At 67.7% G+C, this 16,904-nt stretch carries 17 protein-coding genes and 3 pseudogenes; 3 read left to right on the top strand and 17 right to left on the bottom strand.

All coding sequences use genetic code 11. The features are described from left to right. Window positions 1-45 precede the first annotated feature (45 nt). The 9 genes and pseudogenes from ACZ7L9_RS22080 to ACZ7L9_RS22040 all read right to left on the bottom strand — a co-directional run. Window positions 46-336 (bottom strand): annotated as a pseudogene (locus ACZ7L9_RS22080) (PIG-L deacetylase family protein); the annotation flags it as partial. Continuing rightward, window positions 329-1,597, bottom strand: a complete 1,269-nt coding sequence (fxlM, locus tag ACZ7L9_RS22075; RefSeq protein ID WP_471417250.1) for a methyltransferase, FxLD system — start codon at window positions 1,595-1,597, stop codon at window positions 329-331. The pseudogene ACZ7L9_RS22080 and the gene fxlM, both read right to left, overlap by 8 nt. A gap of 186 nt (window positions 1,598-1,783) precedes the next feature. Beyond that, a complete protein-coding gene (locus ACZ7L9_RS22070) occupies window positions 1,784-2,644 on the bottom strand; it encodes a bifunctional class I SAM-dependent methyltransferase/NUDIX hydrolase (RefSeq protein WP_471417249.1) in 861 nt (286 codons plus the stop codon). A gap of 33 nt (window positions 2,645-2,677) precedes the next feature. Beyond that, window positions 2,678-2,770 (bottom strand): annotated as a pseudogene (locus ACZ7L9_RS22065) (M15 family metallopeptidase); the annotation flags it as partial. Between the two features lie 89 nt (window positions 2,771-2,859). Beyond that, window positions 2,860-3,168, bottom strand: a complete 309-nt coding sequence (locus ACZ7L9_RS22060) for a DUF7701 domain-containing protein (protein WP_471417321.1) — start codon at window positions 3,166-3,168, stop codon at window positions 2,860-2,862. Next, complete coding sequence (locus ACZ7L9_RS22055) at window positions 3,165-3,572, bottom strand: RipA family octameric membrane protein (protein WP_471417248.1); 408 nt, start codon at window positions 3,570-3,572, stop codon at window positions 3,165-3,167. Before ACZ7L9_RS22055 ends, ACZ7L9_RS22060 begins: the two co-directional genes overlap by 4 nt. Next, window positions 3,496-3,714: pseudogene (locus ACZ7L9_RS22050) on the bottom strand (hypothetical protein); the annotation flags it as partial. The gene ACZ7L9_RS22055 and the pseudogene ACZ7L9_RS22050, both read right to left, overlap by 77 nt. Next, on the bottom strand, window positions 3,714-5,714 hold the full coding sequence (locus tag ACZ7L9_RS22045) for a hypothetical protein (protein ID WP_471417247.1): 2,001 nt from the start codon (window positions 5,712-5,714) through the stop codon (window positions 3,714-3,716). The pseudogene ACZ7L9_RS22050 and the gene ACZ7L9_RS22045, both read right to left, overlap by 1 nt. Before the next feature lie 107 nt (window positions 5,715-5,821). Continuing rightward, a complete protein-coding gene (locus ACZ7L9_RS22040; protein WP_471417246.1) occupies window positions 5,822-6,076 on the bottom strand; it encodes a hypothetical protein in 255 nt (84 codons plus the stop codon). 149 nt (window positions 6,077-6,225) lie between these two features. Between ACZ7L9_RS22040 and ACZ7L9_RS22035 the strand changes: the two genes are divergently transcribed. Beyond that, window positions 6,226-6,459 carry a hypothetical protein gene (locus tag ACZ7L9_RS22035; RefSeq protein WP_471417245.1) on the top strand — a complete coding sequence of 78 codons (234 nt, stop codon included), beginning with the start codon at window positions 6,226-6,228 and terminating at the stop codon, window positions 6,457-6,459. 48 nt (window positions 6,460-6,507) lie between these two features. On the opposite strand, the gene ACZ7L9_RS22030 is transcribed toward ACZ7L9_RS22035, so the two are convergent. Next, the gene (locus ACZ7L9_RS22030) at window positions 6,508-8,109 is read right to left on the bottom strand and encodes a peptide-N4-asparagine amidase (RefSeq protein WP_471417243.1); all 1,602 of its coding nucleotides are present in this window, start codon (window positions 8,107-8,109) and stop codon (window positions 6,508-6,510) included. A 433-nt stretch (window positions 8,110-8,542) separates the two neighbouring features. Between ACZ7L9_RS22030 and ACZ7L9_RS22025 the strand changes: the two genes are divergently transcribed. Together ACZ7L9_RS22025 and ACZ7L9_RS22020 are read left to right on the top strand one after the other, a co-directional pair. Then, on the top strand, window positions 8,543-8,716 hold the full coding sequence (locus tag ACZ7L9_RS22025; protein ID WP_471417241.1) for a hypothetical protein: 174 nt from the start codon (window positions 8,543-8,545) through the stop codon (window positions 8,714-8,716). 534 nt (window positions 8,717-9,250) lie between these two features. Next, the gene (locus ACZ7L9_RS22020) at window positions 9,251-10,762 is read left to right on the top strand and encodes an AAA family ATPase (protein ID WP_471417239.1); all 1,512 of its coding nucleotides are present in this window, start codon (window positions 9,251-9,253) and stop codon (window positions 10,760-10,762) included. A gap of 76 nt (window positions 10,763-10,838) precedes the next feature. On the opposite strand, the gene ACZ7L9_RS22015 is transcribed toward ACZ7L9_RS22020, so the two are convergent. The 7 genes from ACZ7L9_RS22015 to ACZ7L9_RS21985 form a co-directional block, all read right to left on the bottom strand. After that, window positions 10,839-12,173 carry a cation:proton antiporter domain-containing protein gene (locus tag ACZ7L9_RS22015; RefSeq protein WP_471417237.1) on the bottom strand — a complete coding sequence of 445 codons (1,335 nt, stop codon included), beginning with the start codon at window positions 12,171-12,173 and terminating at the stop codon, window positions 10,839-10,841. A gap of 132 nt (window positions 12,174-12,305) precedes the next feature. After that, a complete protein-coding gene (locus tag ACZ7L9_RS22010) occupies window positions 12,306-13,181 on the bottom strand; it encodes a universal stress protein (RefSeq protein ID WP_471417235.1) in 876 nt (291 codons plus the stop codon). 91 nt (window positions 13,182-13,272) lie between these two features. Then, window positions 13,273-13,944, bottom strand: coding sequence for a CBS domain-containing protein (locus ACZ7L9_RS22005; protein WP_471417233.1), 672 nt, complete (start codon window positions 13,942-13,944; stop codon window positions 13,273-13,275). 12 nt (window positions 13,945-13,956) lie between these two features. Continuing rightward, on the bottom strand, window positions 13,957-14,265 hold the full coding sequence (locus ACZ7L9_RS22000; RefSeq protein ID WP_471417231.1) for a BON domain-containing protein: 309 nt from the start codon (window positions 14,263-14,265) through the stop codon (window positions 13,957-13,959). Window positions 14,266-14,508: 243 nt separating this feature from the next. Continuing rightward, window positions 14,509-15,201: a CBS domain-containing protein gene (locus tag ACZ7L9_RS21995; RefSeq protein ID WP_471417229.1), complete on the bottom strand. Its 693-nt coding sequence runs from the start codon at window positions 15,199-15,201 to the stop codon at window positions 14,509-14,511. A 28-nt stretch (window positions 15,202-15,229) separates the two neighbouring features. Next, on the bottom strand, window positions 15,230-16,099 hold the full coding sequence (locus ACZ7L9_RS21990; protein ID WP_471417227.1) for a universal stress protein: 870 nt from the start codon (window positions 16,097-16,099) through the stop codon (window positions 15,230-15,232). Between the two features lie 118 nt (window positions 16,100-16,217). After that, window positions 16,218-16,904, bottom strand: coding sequence for a CBS domain-containing protein (locus ACZ7L9_RS21985; RefSeq protein WP_471417225.1), 687 nt, complete (start codon window positions 16,902-16,904; stop codon window positions 16,218-16,220).

The following is a 16,904-nucleotide window of genomic DNA, read 5'->3' as shown; positions in this document are numbered from 1 at the left end:
TGCCCGACGGGCTCGATGCCATGTGGGTCGTCGAGGCTGAAGCCGCCGGGGACGGCCAGGGGCCGCCTGCGGCTTGCGGGCGTCGCCATACCCGAGCATCCGCGGGGTGCCCGCGCCCAGTACGTGCAACGCGTCGGCGAGCTCGACCGCGCGCGGGCTGTCGGGCGACCACGTCATGGTGACCACAGCAGTGTGCACGTGCGAGGCAGCGTGCTGGGCGAGCACGCCACCGGCGAGGAGGCTCTCGTCGTCGGGATGGGCGAACACGCCGAGCAGGGACGGACCAGCGGAGGATGTCACTGGCTTCGCGGGGATCAGCTCGTTGGAGTCAGGCACGCTGTCCGCCCGCCGTGAGCAGGTGCTGCGCGGCGGCGGGGGTTCGGCCCGGCCACTGGAGGACGAGTCTCGAGCTGGGCTTGTCGAGCACATCGCCGGGCGGCAGCCGGTCGTCGGGGGTTCTGGCCGGGTGGACGGTCATCGGCGGATAGCCGCTCTCGCGCACCTCGCGGTCCCAGACGCGGACGCACTCAGCGAAGTGCTCCGCCAGGCCCTCGGCAGCTGGGCCGTAGGCGTGGATGAAGAACTCGGTGAGACGGTCGGCCGGCTTCGGGGCGTCCTTGACCTGCCTGTAGGTCAGGTAGGCGAGGGAGCCGTTCGCCAGGATCGCTGCCGCGTCCTGCTGCGCCACGAGCGTGGACCTCTTAGGCGCAGTCAGCCGGCAGAACCCGCGCAACGTGGTCGCGGCGTAGACCTGCAATGTCTCGAAGTTGAAGATTCCTCGGACGACGAGGCCGGTGGAGAGCTCATACCGAGGCCGGAGCAGAGCCTGGTCGAGCCCGGCGGTATCGCCGGGCGCCCCGTCCTCCCACCGGACCGTGACTGCGCCGTCGGCCAGACGCACGGCTGGGGCTGTACGAGCGGCGGCACCGCGGTCCCGCACGAAGCCGCAGTACGTCCAGTGCTCGCAGTGCAGCACGTCGCCGCGCCGGACCAGAGTGAGGGAGCGGGTGTAGCCTCCCATCTCCAACGGCACGACCAACCGGGCCCCCTCGGCGAGTTGTTCCCGCCAGGCCGGAGCGATGTCGGCCGCGTTATGCGTGATCATCACACCGTCGAACCCGTCGGCGGGGACGTGGCCGGGCGCGGCGAGTCCGCCGTCGCCGAGGATGGCGGTGACCCGGCCGCTGCCGGCTTCCGCGCACAGCCGCCGAGTGCGGTGCACCACGTACGGGTCGACGTCTACAGTCACCACCCTGCCGCGTTCGCCGACAATGTGCGCGAGCAGCTCCGCGTTGTACCCGCCCGACCCGACTTCCAGCACGGTCATCCCCGGCTCCAGCCGGAGTTGCTCGGCCATGTCGGCCTGCAGCCAGGCGGCCGAGACGGAGCTGAGCGCGGTCTCGGGCGACTCCCGGACCGTCACCACGGCGAGGTCGTCGTGATAGGCCTTCTCCAGCGGGGCCTCGGGGACGAAGCGGTGCCGTGGGACCTCGCGCAGCGCGGCCTGCACCCGCGGGGAGGGAGCCCAGTCCTTGCCGATCACGGTGTCCGCCATCCGTTCGCGCAGCCGTGCGGCTTCCGCCGGCTCACCGGGCACCGGCGGGGCAGCGGTGTCGCACGTATAGGAGTGGACAGGCGGCAGCCCGGGCAGCACCCCGGGCCACACCGCGGTCAGTGCCTGCGCGCTGGGCGCGAAGATTCTCCCGAGGGTGGCCAGGGTGTGCAGATCGTGCCACTCCCAGCGCAGGAAGCGGTGCGGCTCGGGCAGACCCAGTTCACCGCCTCAGCGGGTCACGCGGACCACGGGGGTGACACGGCGCACGTCCAGGCGATCGTCGTGGAGCACGGTGACGACATGAGCGTCCGCCTCGCACGCCGTCAGTCCGCTCTCCTCCTCCAGTTCCCGCACGGCAGCGGCCGAGGCGGCTTCACCGGTCTCGATCCGGCCCCCGGGCAGCTCCCACATGCCCCGGGTCGAGCGGCCCAACAGGACCCGCCCGAACGCGTCGGTGACCACCACCGCAGCACCGAGGATCGCCTGCGGGTCGGGCCGCAGCTTCTCTTCTCCGCTGAACGACCCGCCCGGCCCGCGCAGAACCAGCACCGCCAGGCCCTCCGCGTCGAAGCGCTCGACGCTGTCGAACCCATCGGTGAGCGTGGTGAGTTCGTCCTCATCCAGCGCGATGTGGCGCCGCTCCTGGGGAGTGTGCTCCGCGACCGGCGTGATGACGACGAGCGCCCCGCCTGTGCGCAGCCGCGCGGCCAGACGGCGCAGCACCCGGGAGCGATCGCGGATGAAGGCGACGGAGAGCCGCAGGGCGATCAGGTCGTAGCCGTCGTCGGCAAGGCCGGCCAGGTCGTCGTGCTCGATGTCCAGACACAGCCAGCGCACCCCCTCCACTCCGGGGTGCTCCTGGCGGGCCCGTTCCAGGGCGCCTTCGGCGAAGTCGGCGGCGTCGACGGTGTACCCGAGCGAGGCGAGGTACGCGGCCATCTCGCCCGTCCCGCAGCAGGCGTCGAGCGCGCGGCCGCCCCCGGGAGCCGGGGCGTGCTCGACGAGCAGGCCCCTCTCCTCGTCCCCGAGCGGCCGGAAGCCGCGCCCGTCGCTGTAGTGCTCGGACCAGTCGGCCCGGGTGTATCCCACAGATCGCTCCTTGCTCATGAAAAGGGGGTGGTGTTACGGCAGTTCGACGGGGCCGTAGAGAGCGGCCGACTGCTTGGTCTGCAGCGCCCAGTACCTGTCGCCGAAGGTCCAGTGCCACCACTCGGTCGACGGTCGACGGTTGACGGTCGACTTGCGGATTACGGGGCTGATCCGGGCCTGTCCGGCGGCTGGGAGAGAAGGGTTCTCCCGCACGTTCACAGATGTTTGGCGTCGATTTCGTACCGGCGGGCAGCGGCATGAATAGCGTCGGCATATGCCTGATCCAGCGCCTGGACATCGGCGGAGAGGTCCTCGAAGGGCACCAATGCGCGGTGGTCGTGGCCGCGGCCCGGCATCCATGCCACCCAGGCGTCGTGGACGTCGGAGGTGGTCGTCCGCGTGCCCTTGGCCCGCATGAGCACCGCGTACCCGAGGAACAACGACTGGTCGTCGCCCGGCGGCCTTGCCGTGGGAGGAAGCAGGCTCCGGATGAGTTCGGCTGCCTCGGTGAGGTAGGTGGTCACCCGCTGAGTCTTCCCACGAAGCGCAGGACATGCAGTGCCGCCAGGAGCAGGGGGACAAACCGCTCTGTTGTGCCCAACTCGAGATACCTGAACCGACGCGATCTCCGAACCTGCTTCAGGCTCGTCCACTCGTCGGTGTAGATCTGGGCGGGCAGTTGCTCCTCCAGCTTGTTGATGACTTCGAACTTGGCCTGGTTGAGGAGTTGGTAACTGCGCAACTGCAGCCACCGGGAAGCGGAGATGGTGCAACCGGCCAAGGTGACGGACAGAGCTGCGTACCAGCTGACGTTGTGAACAGTGGAGTCGGTCAGGCCGACCGACAGCGGCCAACAATGTGGTCTGGATGCCCAGGAAGAAGCTGTTGGTGGCGCCGCGTCGGGCCGAGACGCGATCGGCCGTCTCAACCGCCAGTGTGTAGCTGGTGATTACTTCCCGATCCCTTCTGGTGTCCGGCGTCTGCGACAGTGCCACCATGAGGTTCGGCTGTTCAGGGACTACTGGATCCGCCTGACCGAACGCCGCACCCTGCCGTGAATTCTCTGTCATCACTTCTGCCCCGACACTGTGGGTGGTCCGCCTGGTCCGCTGTTTCGTAACTGCTCCAAGAGGGGACTCAGTTGCCTCTTGGCGGCTGCGTTGTCCACCCGGAAATTTCCGCTCACCGTCGATGTGTTCAGAGAAACCATGTGCGGTTCGCAGTCTTCGGTGAAGTAGACCATGGACTTGAACCAGAATGCCCGGTCGGCGCGCGAAGATGCGTAGTTCGGCAGTTCAGGCAGAAGAGGAGTATCCCACGATTCGCCGTAGCGGGCCTTGAGTTCGTACAACACGCCTTCCGCCTCTGCGATGCTCGATGCCTTAAAGCGCCGGTACTCGACGGGGTCCGTCACCAGGAGGATGAGTCGCGTGGGATGACTTCGGCGGAGCACCTCGGTGTACTCCCACAGCGTTCCCGGCCCGGGGCCGGTTCCCAGGACGATCAGTCCGGCGTTCTCGATGAGTCTGCCGACAGTGCCCTTCCAGTCGTCGATCGGCAGGTACATGCGCGACGCCCCTGCGCCGCCCGGCACCTGCTCACCCGGGCTGCCGACTGCCAGCAGTGGCCCGAATTCGGAGAACACGGCACTGAGGCGCTCCTCGTGACTGCGGTTCGACTGCGCGATCCACGTGGCAGGGTTGTTGAAGAAGTTCAGGTTGCCGTGACGAGGCGTGAGTGCGGATGCGCCGGCGTCCTGAGAGAACGGGCGAAGATAGAGGACGTACGAGCCTTCGGACATGTCGGCCGGCGAAGTGATGATGTTGGCCAGATACCGATTCCCCGCCATCGCCGGGATGGCGGCGAATCGGATAACGGCGGCACCGGCGATTCCGACCATGAGGAACGCGACGAGAAGGACGTACCACGGCGGCCCGTCATACCCTGGCCGTTCCGGGATGCTGCCTACCAACCTCAGTCCCAGGAATGCGAGAACGAGGACCACGGCGCCCCCGAGACGCATCACCCAGCCTGCTGTCCGCAGTGCCCAGCCATGGACCCGACGCCTTCGGGGAAGAGGTGCCAGGCTGGCCACAGGCGCGTCCAGCCCGAGTGATCGCCGGGCAGCTCGCCGAGCGGTCAGTGCCGTCCAGATGACCGCGCCGCCGAGGCACGCGATCGCGATGTCGAGAAGAAGTGCGTGAGGAGAGGGACGGTCACGCGCAGATGATGCAAGCCTCACAAGGTCACCCAGTGTGAGACGTAAGCCCCCCAAGGTCACGGTGGTGCCGATCACACCCATCACGACGCTTGTGACCTGGAGAAACCTCGCCCGGAACTGTTGGGTCCCGTGCAGGGCCCTCGAGGTCATTGGTGTGGCCAGTCCGAAGTGACGCCGGGCGGCATGCCTGGCGATCGTCCCTAGACGGAAGAGCATCGCGCCGGCGACCGCGATTGACATGTAGAAGGCAAGAGCGATGAAGAATGAGGGGCGGTCGGCGCCTGGCCGAACCCAGGTGATCGCAGTCGAGAGCACATAGAGGGCGGCCACTGCGGCGCCGATCACCCTGAAGAGCCAGCAGACCGCATGCAACGTCCAGCCGGCCATGGAGGCTGCTCGTGAAGCAGCCTTCGTCGGGCGTCTGGCTGCGTCGAGCACCGCCCATCCTGCGAAGAAGACCGGGAAAGCGCAGAACGCCAGGCCGAGGTTGACCAGCCATATGAAGGCGGTGTGCAAAGTGACCACGGACATCTGGAATCCCATGATCAAGAGGCAGACGCTGAGCCAGATCAGGGCGCTCCCCACAATCCGCAACGGCATGCTGCTGGGCGGGGCGTCCGTCCTCTTGTGAATGGGCCGGATGGCAAGCGCGTTGGCGAGCCGGGGTGAGGCGATGCGCGCACCCAGCGAGAGCAGAGTCAGGGACAGGATCGCGAGTGCGTGGTCCAGCAGAAAGACTTCGGGGAACGAAGGCTGCGCGCTGTGATCACCGGGTGTCGGCTCAGGTGCGGTCAGGGAGAGGAAGGGAACGACAAGCAGCGTGGCAAGAGCAAGAACAGCCGCGCACATGTAGCAGGTTCTACTGATGATCGTGGGCGCACGTCGATGGATGACTCTTTGGTTTTCATGGGTCCGCCCGTTCACCGTATGTAGCCCCCTCAACCACGTAGGTGAGATCAAGATAGAGAGCACCTCGAAGCGTAGGCAATCGCTCCGGCAAGAAACATGCCGCCCACCAGCGACATCACTTTCGCCGCGGGGAAGGCACCGGTGCCGTCCTCCGAGGCCGGCAGACGAATGTACTCCCCGACCAGTGCGGGCAGACCGCACCGCTCGGCCAACCGCACCACCGGCCCCAGGCCGCCGTACGCGATCAGGTCCGGGTCGTCGAACGCGGATGAGACCGCCGCTGCGGCATGGGAAGCTTGCATCTCGGAAGTGCCTTGCTGATTTTGCCTGATGTGGTCCTAGAGAAACCCCATCATCGCAGGTCACAATGCACTTCTTCGTTCCCCGCGAAACTGTCCACAGACATCAAGCCGGTGGATCCGGGCTGAGCAGCCCGGCGACGGGAATGGGGGTGCTGTTCGGCTCCCTCTTCATTCTGTGGGTCCTGATGACCGACGCGATGAAGATGTTGCCGCAGGCGGGCATCTTCCAGATCGTGCTGATTCCGGCCCTGCTGGCGTCGATTCCTTTCGGGCTGCCGCTGTCCGCCACGCTTCTCTCGCTGTGGGAACTGCGCCGACTGGGCACTCATTTCGTTCTGACCGTGCGCGGTGCGCTGCGGCAGGACGATCGTGTGCCGGCATAGCTCCGGCGAGGTGCGCGGGGCCCTGCGCGCGCAGGGCCCCGCGTCACTTCAGCAGCCCGTACGGTCCTCCGTCAGGGTGCCCTGCTCGGTCCGCAGTGTGCGGTCGTAGCAGCCTTCCGACCCGTCCAGCCGGTAGCGCTCGCTCGACGTGCCGACAGCATGGCGCTGGTCACGCGGGACATCCAGCGTCCAGGCGGCGTCGCCGGTGTAGGTGTCGTCGAGCCGCGACCAGGAGATGCGCTTGCCGGCGCGGACGACCGAGGTGTCGGCGCGGTCCCCGAGCTCGAGGACGGTGCGCAGCCGGTTGTCCGTGCCGATCGTGATCTCGCCGTCCATGGTGTAGACGCGGTGGGTGTGCGCGACGCGCGCCGGCCCCCGGCCGTCCACGGTCACCGTCTCGTCGTCGTCCCAGCGGGCCGTGAGCCCGTCGGTGTTCTCGTCCTCCGTCCAGCGGTGGACGGAGGTGTTGGCGAGGGTGCGCGAGACGGTGGTTTCGACGCGCCCGTGCGAGGTGTCGACATAGCCGGCGACGGTCAGCCGGTGGCCGCCCTTGGCGTCGAGCCGGTTCAACGAACCGGTCGTGACCGTCGTCGAGTTGGCCAGGTCGCTCTGATCGTGCTTCGTGAGCGCCCCGGTGACGTGCTCGCTGCCCTCGTCCTGCCAGACCAGCACGTTGGCGGGCGTGCTCCAGCCGCTCTGTCCGGCGGGCAGTCCGGCGACGGACACCTCGACGCGGTGCTCGCGCCCGTCGTTGAGGATGCCCGCGAACGGCGTCAGGTCGTACTCGATCGGCTTCACGTCGAAGGCACGCGGCGCCGGAACGACGTACCAGAGGAAGGGGTTGGACCATCCTCCGGTCCATACGTTCGGGAACGGTGCGGCTATTCCGGCGAGTTGGCCGTCGACCTTGATCTGCACCTCACGGTACGGGCCGTTGTCCGCCTTGCAGGAGTACGGAGCGGAGTCCGGCACGGTGAGGTACCAGAACTCCTCGCAGCCGCCGCCCGAGCCGGTGGCGTACACCTCGGCGACGATGCGCTCCGAGTTGCGCGGTGTGGTGAGCCGGGCGCCGTCCAGCGGGATCACCTTGTCGGGCGTCGCCGCCGGCTTCGTACGCCCCTCGGCGGCGTAGAAGGTCAGCGTGACCTTGACGTCGATGACGCCGGTGTACGTCTCATCGACGACGTTGCCGATGAGCATGTCGACGTCCTGCCCGCGGCGAAGCGTGTCGCTGTAGTGCGTGACGTCCTTCTCCACCGACCAGTTGATGCCGTCGACCGAGGGCTCGGGCGTGGACGTACGGAACATCTCCACGCCGCCGATGCGGAGGTAGCCGAGCCGGTCGAACTGGCGCCCCTTGATCTTTCCGTCGAGGCGCAGCACCACCTTGCTCCAGCGGTCGCCGCACTCCTCGGGCGGCGTGTAACTGCCCCTGTACGGCGTGAAGTCGCGGAACTGTGCCTCGGCGACGGTGACTTGGCAGGAGCGGGTCGGGGGCTTCGCGACGGGCGGCGCCGCGGTCAGCGGGTCGTGCCAGTCGGTGCCGAACTCCGTGGCGACCGGCTCGGCAGCGACCGCCGGGCTCGCGCCGAGCGCCGAACCGGCGGCCAGCACCAGTCCGGCGAGCATGGACGTGATCTTACTCTTCATGGGTCAGGAGTGAAGCGCGGGACGAACACGTGCGCCAGAGGCGAAAATTCGACCTTGGCGCGTTTTGTTCCCTCATGCGTAAAAATCAATTGCGGCGACTGTCGACGGAACGCAAACCTTGCACGGTTTGACCCACTCGCCACCCCCTCGGCGAGCCGTTGGTTCATGCCGCCTCCGTCCGGCCGCGCGCACGGGCGTAGTGCCGCAGCTCCCCCAGGTTGCCGGCGATCGGCCCGCCTCCGTCCAGAAGCGGTGACCGGCCAGACGACACGACAGAAGGATCAGGCGGCGCCGGAGCGCCGTCGTGCCGGTCGCAGGGGAGCGGCGGGCGAGGCTCCTCGTAGGTGCGGACCCAGTCGCTCTGCATCTGCACCAGGTCGTCGGGGAAGCCATTCGCGCCATGGATCGATTAGAGCACGTGTTCGATTTCTGTTTGGTCGTTCAGACCCTGCTCTGGGAGGACGAGTTGCGTGAACCCGGCGATCTGGCTCCGGCGGCACCGGTCACGGACCGGGAGCTGGAGCTCGCCGAGGTGCTGATCCGGGAGCTGACCGGCATCGAGGAACGCAAGATCCATGACGAGTACGGACCGCCCTGGAACAGCTGATCGCCGCGAAGGCCAGCGGCGCTGAGCCGGCCGAGCCGCCGGAGGCGGCGCCAGCGGTGGACCTGATGTCCGCGCTGGAGGCAAGCGCACGAGGGGCCCAGGCCGAGCGTGGCAACTGAGAAGCCGCGGCGTGGACCCATGGACCGTCCGATCCGGGACCGTCGGCCGCCCGCCGAGGCCCTCCAGGTATCACCAGGCGCGAATCCTACGGAACGCCGGAGTACTGCGAAGAACGGTCATCGGCACCAGGACATCCGTGTCCGCCTGCTACCGGGCCGGTTGGGGATTCGGGTCCCCCACTCCCGATTCACCCCCGTCTGCGCGTGTGTCTGCCAGTGAGCGGCTGGTGACCGTGGCCACGGGTGAGCAACGTTGGTTCCGTGAGCCCGTGAGCCCGTGAGCCCGTGAGCCCGTGCGCTGGCCCCTCGCGGATTCCGCACGCCCCGCCGCGACAACGAGGGCCGCCACAGCGCGCGCCCGAGGGTCACGAGTCCGAGAATGAAATTGCCTCAGCTGGTTCCGGAGGTGCATGGTGTGAATGCCGTACACGGACAGCGACAGACCTCGATCGTGGACCCCGAGCGGTCGGCCAAGCCCGATCGGCTCTTCGACAGGGATGACGAATGGGCAGCCCTGATGTCCTTTTCGAGAGATCCGCACCCGGGAACAGACCTGGGCGTCGTCATGGGGCGCCCTCGCCAGGGCAAGACGCTCCTGCTGGAATCGGTGGCACGAGCCACGGGAGGGTTCTATTTCTGCGGCCAGCAAGCCACCGAAGCCGAGTCCTTGCGCAGGGTGGGCGAGGAGTACTCGCGATACCGGCAGGTCGCACGGCCCAGTCACTGGCGTGATTGGAAGGAGGGCCTCGACGCCTTGCTGGCGCTGGGTGACACCGGGCCGCTGCCCGTCATCATCGACTCGTTCCCGGACCTCGTGGCCGCGAGCCCGGCCTTGCCGTCCGTCATCCACGGTGCCCTCCGGCACCTCGACCGACCGCCGCTGGAAAACCGTGCGCGACTGCTGCTCGGTGGTGAGACCACACCGGTCATGACCCGGCTGTTCGCCTCCTCCTCGCCCTTGCGTGCTCTTGCCGCTCTGAAGCTCGACATCCAGCCCCTGGACTTCCGTAGGGCAGCGCAACTGTGGGACATCGACGACCCAAGGCTCGCCTTTCTCGTTTACACGGTCGTCGGCGGTACGCCCGCATACCGGCACGACTACGTGGGGGACGACGTTCCCGTTGATCGTGACGACTTCGACGCCTGGGTCTGCCGCACCGTCCTGAATCCGTGCACGCCGTTGTTCCACGAAGCCCGCCACCTCCTCGACGAGGAGACCGGGCTCTGGAGCCGCGGGGCTTGCCATTCCGTACTCGCCGCCCTGGCCAGAGGCTGCACGACCCATGGCGAAATCGCCACTTTCCTGGGGCAGCAGCTCACTGATGCCTCGCGCGCTCTGGCCGTCCTCCGTGACCACGGCCTGCTCCGATCCCAGACGGACGGACTGCAGCCGGGGATCACACGCCACCACATCGCGGACCCGCTCCTCGCCTTCGAGTACGCCGTGGCACGTCCGCGTAGGGCCGCTCTCGAACAGAGTGACACCGAGACGGTGTGGGCGGACGCGGAAACCGATTTCAACACCCTCGTCGCCGGGCCCCGGTTTGCTCAGATCTGCCGGGACTGGGCGGCCTGCTTCGCCGACTGGGCTGCTCTCGGCGCCGAACGTGGCACGGCGTCGTACGGGTCCCTCGGCGACCCGTCGGCAACTGCCGGGCTCGACGCCGAGGTCGTGGTCCGCCGTCGGGACGGCCGTATGAGAGGCCCCCTTCTGTCGGTGGGGCTCGCACGCTGGCAAACCAGCATGGACATCCACCATCTTCAACGCCTGAGGCACGTACTGGACGCGCTTGGTTCCCGTGAAGATCTCAGCCGCGTCCGACCGGCCCTCTACGGAGCTTCGGGATTCAGTCCCGAGCTGCATGCGGCGCACGCTCGCGGCGAGGTCCTGCTTGTTGACCTCGAACGCCTTTACCGGGGGGCTTAGGGATCCGTTCGCGCGCCCGGCAGGACGCCGAAACCGGCACGTACAAGTACTGGCAGTGGACAGTCGTACCAGAGCGTCATGGTGTGCGACCAGGGTCAGGGGCGGTGCCTGTCGCCATGCCACGGATGGGCAGTTCGTTCATGGCCGGGCCTGCGGTGGGCGCGCCGGTGGCCGCTGATGCTCTTCCGTAGCGTCGGGCGAGTGGAGCGGACGTGATGCCGTGCGCGAGGACACTGAGCAGCACGGTGCAGGTGACCACCGGGACGATCGTCGGTGAGGCCGACGGGTCCAGTTCCTCGACCGCCAGCAGAGCGAAGATGACTGATGCCAGCCCACGGGGGCCGAACCAGCCCATGAACAGGACGGTTCTTCTGTCCAGACCGCTGCTGATCAGGGACAGGGCTACTGGCATCATGCGTACCGCCGTCAGGCTCAGCACCGCGTAGAGCACTGCCTGCCAGGTGAGGTGAGCCCCGGCGGCCGGTACCAGTACAGCACCGAAGAGCAGCCAAACCAGTACGGATAACAGCGAAGCAGACTGTTCGACGAACGACAGTACGCGCTGTGGGGCGTTCTGCGTCGACCCGAAAGCCAGACCGGTGGTGAAGGCGGCGATGAAGCCGTTGCCGCCGATCGCGATGGCCGAGGTGTAGCCCAGAAGGGCCAATGCCAGGACGCCCGACCCGGTGCCGGCCTCGGTGGCCCAGCCTCTGCGCAGGGCGGAGCGCAGCAGCCCCCCGGCCATCAGCCCGAGCACCGTGCCGTGGACCAGGCCGATGGCGAGTTCTACCAGTGCGTCTCCGGACGCATGGGTGTTCGACGTGCTTCCGGCCGCGCCGACTCCGGCGAGGGCGAGTACGACGAACGGGGTGGCGATGCCGTCGTTCAGGCCGCTCTCGACGTTGATGAGCCGGCGGATCCTCACGGGCACCACTGGATTGACCATCATCGTGGCGCCGAGCGCGGCGTCCGTCGGAGCGAGTGCAGCCGCGACGTACAGCGCAGCCCAGCCCGACACCCCGGGGAGCAGGCCCATGGCCAGAAGGGTGCCGAGGCCGATGCACATCGGCAGACCGAGCAAGAGAAGTCGCACATACAGACCGAGCTCCGGGCGCAGGGCCCGGTAGGACAACCGCGCGGCGTCGGTGAAGAGCACCCAGGCCAGTGTGACCTCGGCGAGCGTTCGTACCGTCCCGGGTGAGGGGGCCAGGTCGAGTACGCCGAGTCCTTCCGTCAGCAGCAGGCCCAGCAGCACGAACGCTACGGGGGCGGTGAGTTCGACGCGTGCCAGCCGCTGCGAGTACAGACCCCAGAGGAAGAGAAGGAGCAGAATCAGCGAGAGGGATCCATCCACCGTGCACTCCGTGATCGTGGCCGCATGGTCGGCGGAGGGCCGATTCTCGGTGGTCATGGCGCCACGAGGATCCAGCCGGAGGGCGTGACCGCAGCTTTCACCCGAGCGGAGGACCGTGCAGACGGTGTACTGCTGCACGCCACTGGCTGCCGGGAGGGGCCGGACTTCGGGGCGCTGCGCTGCGGGACCCTATTCGTGAGCGACGACGGCGACGGGCGCGATGGAGTGGTGGAGGATCGCGTGAGTGATCGGGCCGATATGTGTACCGATCGAGGAGCGGCGGATGCGGCGGCCGACGACTACGAGGCCTGCTTCGGCGCCTGCCTCCAGGAGTTGCTCGGAGGCATGTCCGACCCTCACCTGTGCGTCGAGACCGACCGTTGGGTACATGTCCTGCCAGGGCTTCAGCACGTCGTCCAGGCCGGTGTTCATGCTCTGCGCGATCTGCGCATTGACCTCCGGGTTGTACGCGGCCCCGGACCCCGCCAGAGGGGGCAGCATCCAGCTGTGCAGCGCATGGAGTGTGCAGCCTCGCCGTGCTGCCTCATCGAATGCGAAGGCGAGCAGGGCGTCGCACGGCCGGCCGATGTCGACGCCCACGACGATGTCACGGTCCCAGTGCTCTGCCCGGTTGTGCGGCACTGCGTCGTCTGTCGCGCGCACCAGGACCACGGGCTCCTCCACGGCGTGGATGACTGCCATACCGATGGAACCGAGGACGAAACCCGTGAGCGTGCCCAGTCCTCGGGAGCCGAGGACCAGCATGTCCGCGCTTGCTGTGACACCGGCCAGTGCGTCGGACGGTCGGCCGTCGAACGATTCGGCGCTGATTTCCAGTTGGGGGTGTTTCTCCAGCAACTCCTCGGACGCCTCGCGAAGGAGGGCCTGCGCCCACTGGTGGCGCAGATCGGACCTGGCGGCAGGAATACTGAGGGACGAAAACCATTCCTCGGCATGCACGAGGTGCAGCGGCGCGTCGCGAAGGAGCGCTTCCCGCGCACCCCAGTGGGCCGCCGCGACACTTTCTGCGGATCCGTCGAGGCCGACGACAATGGATTGGTTCATGATGGCCTTCCTTCGGCGGGCGTTGCCTGCGGTCAGGGAATTCGTCTCCTGCGAATGCCTGAAGGCGACGTTCCCGGGACGGCGACGAAGCTCACGGGTCATGAACTCGTGTATGTGCCGAGGCGTCGGTCGTCCTCTGTCGCTGGGTGTCCGTTCGTTCGTCGACCGGCAGGTCGTCCTGCTCGTAGTCGAGCCTATTGATCACGTCCACGACTCCGTCGACGCTCCGGCACAGACGCAGGACGATGGGGACGAGACCATGGCGGCTCACGGTGCCGCTGAGGGTCACGAGACCGTCGGCGACCTCGACGGTCAGTGACGAGGGACTGAGCCGGAGCGTATGGGTCAGGACGTCTTCGAGGATCTCCTCCTGGATGGCGTGATCCCTGCGCAGGAAGAGTCGCAGGAGGTCGCTGCGGCTCAGGACCCCGATCAGCCTGCCGTCGCTGTCGACGACGGGGAGCCTCTTGACCTTGTGCTCCTCCATGACGCGAGCGGCGCGGACGGCGCTCCACTCGGGTGCCGCGGTGATCGCAGGGTGGCTCATGAGGTCGACTGCGGCGTTCATGCCGCTCCCGGAGTCGCGCCTGCGGAGCAGGTCCGCTTCGGAAACGACGCCCACCGGGCATCCGTTCTCGTCGACGACAGGCACCGCGGTGACACCGAATTCGTCGAGGAGCCGGGCGATCTCCTTGAACGTCGTGCCGCGCTGGACACTGACAGCTGTGGGCGTCATGAGGTCGGAGACGCTGCGATGCCTCATCGTCGTTCTCCTTCACGCCGGAACGTCGGCGTCGCACCGGGCCGTCACATCCACGACTCCCGGCACTGTGCGCGCGATACGAACCAGCACGTCACCGAGTGACGGATCGGGGATGGTGCCGTTCAGGCGGACGATGCCGTCGGACACGTGGACGTACACGGCTGCCGAGCCCGCCGGGACCCACCCGTCCCTCGAAACGACGGGCAGGGCGCTGATAGGCGATTGCCGCATGGCCCTGAGCACGTCCTTGAACGGTGCTCCGCGGTTGACCGGGATGACGGCGTGCGTCATCACGTCGTCGACGGTACGCAGCTGCTTCATGGTTCCTCCAAGAACCAGGCCCTGTATGTCCGAGCGTCGGCATCCTTCTCTGCTGGCGGTAGGACCACTCGGGGTCCGCAGGGGACTGTTCGGCCCTGTTGCCCGGGCAGGAACAACTGCTTTCGTGGAATCGACGGGAGGAGTCATTTGCGAGGATGCGGAGAAGCGGCTGATGGCCGTGCACCGCACGATCGGGAACCGCGAGAAGTGGTTGGCTCTTTCCGTCCCATTGCGCGTGAGCGCTCAGGAAGTGCCGGCGCCGGGCGCCGGGCCGGGATGCGGTGCCAGATCGTCCACGGCGTATTCGAGGGACTGGTCGACGCTGACGACGCCGTCCACGGAGAGGCACAGGAGTTCGGTGATCGGAATGGTTGAGCGCTCCTGGACCACACCGGTCAGGGTGACGACTCCTTCCTGGACGGTTACCGTCACGCCACCGGGCGTCATGCGGAGAGTACGGCCCAGTACCTCGTCGATGATTTCATCGCGTATGGCGTCGTCCCGTCGGAGCATCGGGCGCAGCAGGTCGGAGCGGCTGACGATGCCCACGAGTGCGCCGGTGTCGTCGATGACGGGGAGGCGCTTGACGCCGCGCTCGTGCAGGAAGCGTGCTGTCTCGACGATGCCCCACTCGGGTCGGGCCGTCAGCACGGGGGTGGTCATCAGGTCACCCGCGGTGCGGGCGTCCATGGTGTGGCGATCCACGGCCGCTGTCCCGCGCAATTGATCACGGCCTTCGGCGTCCGGGAGGCAGGCTTGCCTTCGGAGCAGGTCGGCTTCGGAGACGATTCCGATGGGGTGGTGGTGCGTATCCACGACGGGCAGGGCCGAAACATCGTTGTAGGCGAGGCTCCAGGCGACCGTCTTGAGTGTCGCTTCGGGGCTGGCGGTGGCCACGTCCCGGGTCATGACTTCGGCCACAGTGCGGTGCATCATGGTCCGATTCACCTTTCGTGCGGGGTCGTCAGTCGTGGGCGACGACGGCCACTGGGACGTCTGCGTGATGCAGGACCGCGTGCGCCACAGGTCCGAGGTGCGCGCCCAGGGGAGAGCGGCGCAGGTGCCTGCCGATGACGAGGAGGTCCGCGCCCGCAGCAGCGTGGACGAGTTGACTGCTCGCGGGCCCCATGAACGCCGTCCGGCTGACGCTCACCGCAGGGAATCTGTGGTGCCAGGGCAGCAGCAGGTCGGCGAGTTTCTGCACGGCCTCCCGGCCGGGTTCCCGTTCGCCGTCGGAGTCGAGGAACGGCCAGGACCTGTAGGCGGGAGGAAGTGACCAACTGTGGACAGCCCGCAGGGCACAACCGTGACGGGCGGCCTCTTCGAAGGCGAAGGCGAGAACCTTGTCGGGAGCTTCGTGGATGTCGACACCCACGACTATTTCGCCGTACCGGGCGGGCCCGCTGCTCGGCGGTTCTTCCGCGGCCCGTACAAGGGCCACGGGCGTTTCGGTGGCTACGAGGGTCGCTGTGCCCACCGCGCCGACGAGGAATCTCGTCAAGCCGCCCAAGCCGCGTGAACCGAGGACGAGCAGGTCGGCATCGGCCGCTTCGACGGCCAGGACACCGGCCGGTCTGCCGGAGAGCCTTCGGGTGGTGATCTCCAGATGCGGGTGCCGATGGCGTACGTCCCCCAACGTGTCGGCAAGTGCCTCATCGGCCCATCGGCCGGCTGTCTCGCGGTCCAGTCGCGGGACAGCCGGGCTTATGGGCCAGTCGATGACGTGGACGAGCCTCAGCGGCACCTCCCGCAAGGACGCCTCCTGGGCCGCCCATACGGCGGCCGCACGACTCTCGGGAGAGCCGTCGACACCGACTGTCACGAGGCGTGGCATGGCGGGAACCTCCTGTGCGCTGCACATCTGCGATCTGTTCTCAGACCGTCCTGCGGGGCAGGACCGTGGGAGGGGGCCATGTGGGCCGGTCAGCCCCGTTAGGCCCGGTCCTGGGGATTCACGGCTCTACGGACCGTCCGTGCGCGGCACACGGCGGGGAATCGGGCACGGGGCCGTCCACGTGTGTGCTCACATGGCTCACGACCGCGACCACCCCGTCGAGTTGTTCGGCAAGGCGTGTCAGGATCAGGATCTGGCTTCGGTCCGCCAGTCGGCCTTCCAGGGTGACGACGCCGTCCACCACATGGATGGTGACTGCGGCGGATCCGATCCCCATGGTGTCTTCGAGCACGTCCTCGACGAGGCGTCGTCGTATCTCCGCGTCGGGTCGCAGGAAGAGACGCAGCAGATCCCGGCGTGTGACGATGCCGACGAGCCGCTCCTCGTCGTCCACGACCGGGAGCCTGTCCACGGCACGGCGGGTCATCAGACGGGCGGCGTCCGGTGCGGTCCTCTCCGCGTGGACGGTCACGGCCGGCGTCGACATGACTTCGGCAGCGGTGATTTCGGTCCCGGACGAGACCATGGTTCTGGTGTCGGCGCCAGGAGCGTCGCCCCCCGTCGCCTGTCGGCTCAGCAGGTCGCTCTCGGAGATGACGCCGATGACCCGGTCCTCGTCGTCGAGCACGGGAAGTCCGCTGATGTCATGCTGCGCGAGCAGCTTCGCGACCTCCTTGAAAGAGGTTGCCGAGACGACCGAGACGACTTCGTCGGTCATCAGGTCTCCCACTCTGATGTGCCTCAT

The organism is Streptomyces sp. NPDC111516 (assembly GCF_055635345.1).
Note: the sequence above shows the minus strand (reverse complement) of the source record. Positions and strands in the feature narration are given on the sequence as shown.

Bases quoted from the DNA above. Each gene is read 5' to 3' on its own strand.
- ACZ7L9_RS22030 (WP_471417243.1), bottom strand. From the start codon at position 8,109: ATGAAGAGTAAGATCACGTCCATGCTCGCCGGACTGGTGCTGGCCGCC.
- ACZ7L9_RS22045 (WP_471417247.1), bottom strand. From the start codon at position 5,714: ATGTGCGCGGCTGTTCTTGCTCTTGCCACGCTGCTTGTCGTTCCCTTC.
- ACZ7L9_RS22005 (WP_471417233.1), bottom strand. From the start codon at position 13,944: ATGAGGCATCGCAGCGTCTCCGACCTCATGACGCCCACAGCTGTCAGT.
- ACZ7L9_RS21990 (WP_471417227.1), bottom strand. From the start codon at position 16,099: ATGCCACGCCTCGTGACAGTCGGTGTCGACGGCTCTCCCGAGAGTCGT.
- ACZ7L9_RS21995 (WP_471417229.1), bottom strand. From the start codon at position 15,201: ATGATGCACCGCACTGTGGCCGAAGTCATGACCCGGGACGTGGCCACC.
- ACZ7L9_RS22010 (WP_471417235.1), bottom strand. From the start codon at position 13,181: ATGAACCAATCCATTGTCGTCGGCCTCGACGGATCCGCAGAAAGTGTC.
- ACZ7L9_RS21985 (WP_471417225.1), bottom strand. From the start codon at position 16,904: ATGAGGCACATCAGAGTGGGAGACCTGATGACCGACGAAGTCGTCTCG.
- ACZ7L9_RS22000 (WP_471417231.1), bottom strand. From the start codon at position 14,265: ATGAAGCAGCTGCGTACCGTCGACGACGTGATGACGCACGCCGTCATC.
- ACZ7L9_RS22015 (WP_471417237.1), bottom strand. From the start codon at position 12,173: ATGACCACCGAGAATCGGCCCTCCGCCGACCATGCGGCCACGATCACG.
- ACZ7L9_RS22040 (WP_471417246.1), bottom strand. From the start codon at position 6,076: ATGCAAGCTTCCCATGCCGCAGCGGCGGTCTCATCCGCGTTCGACGAC.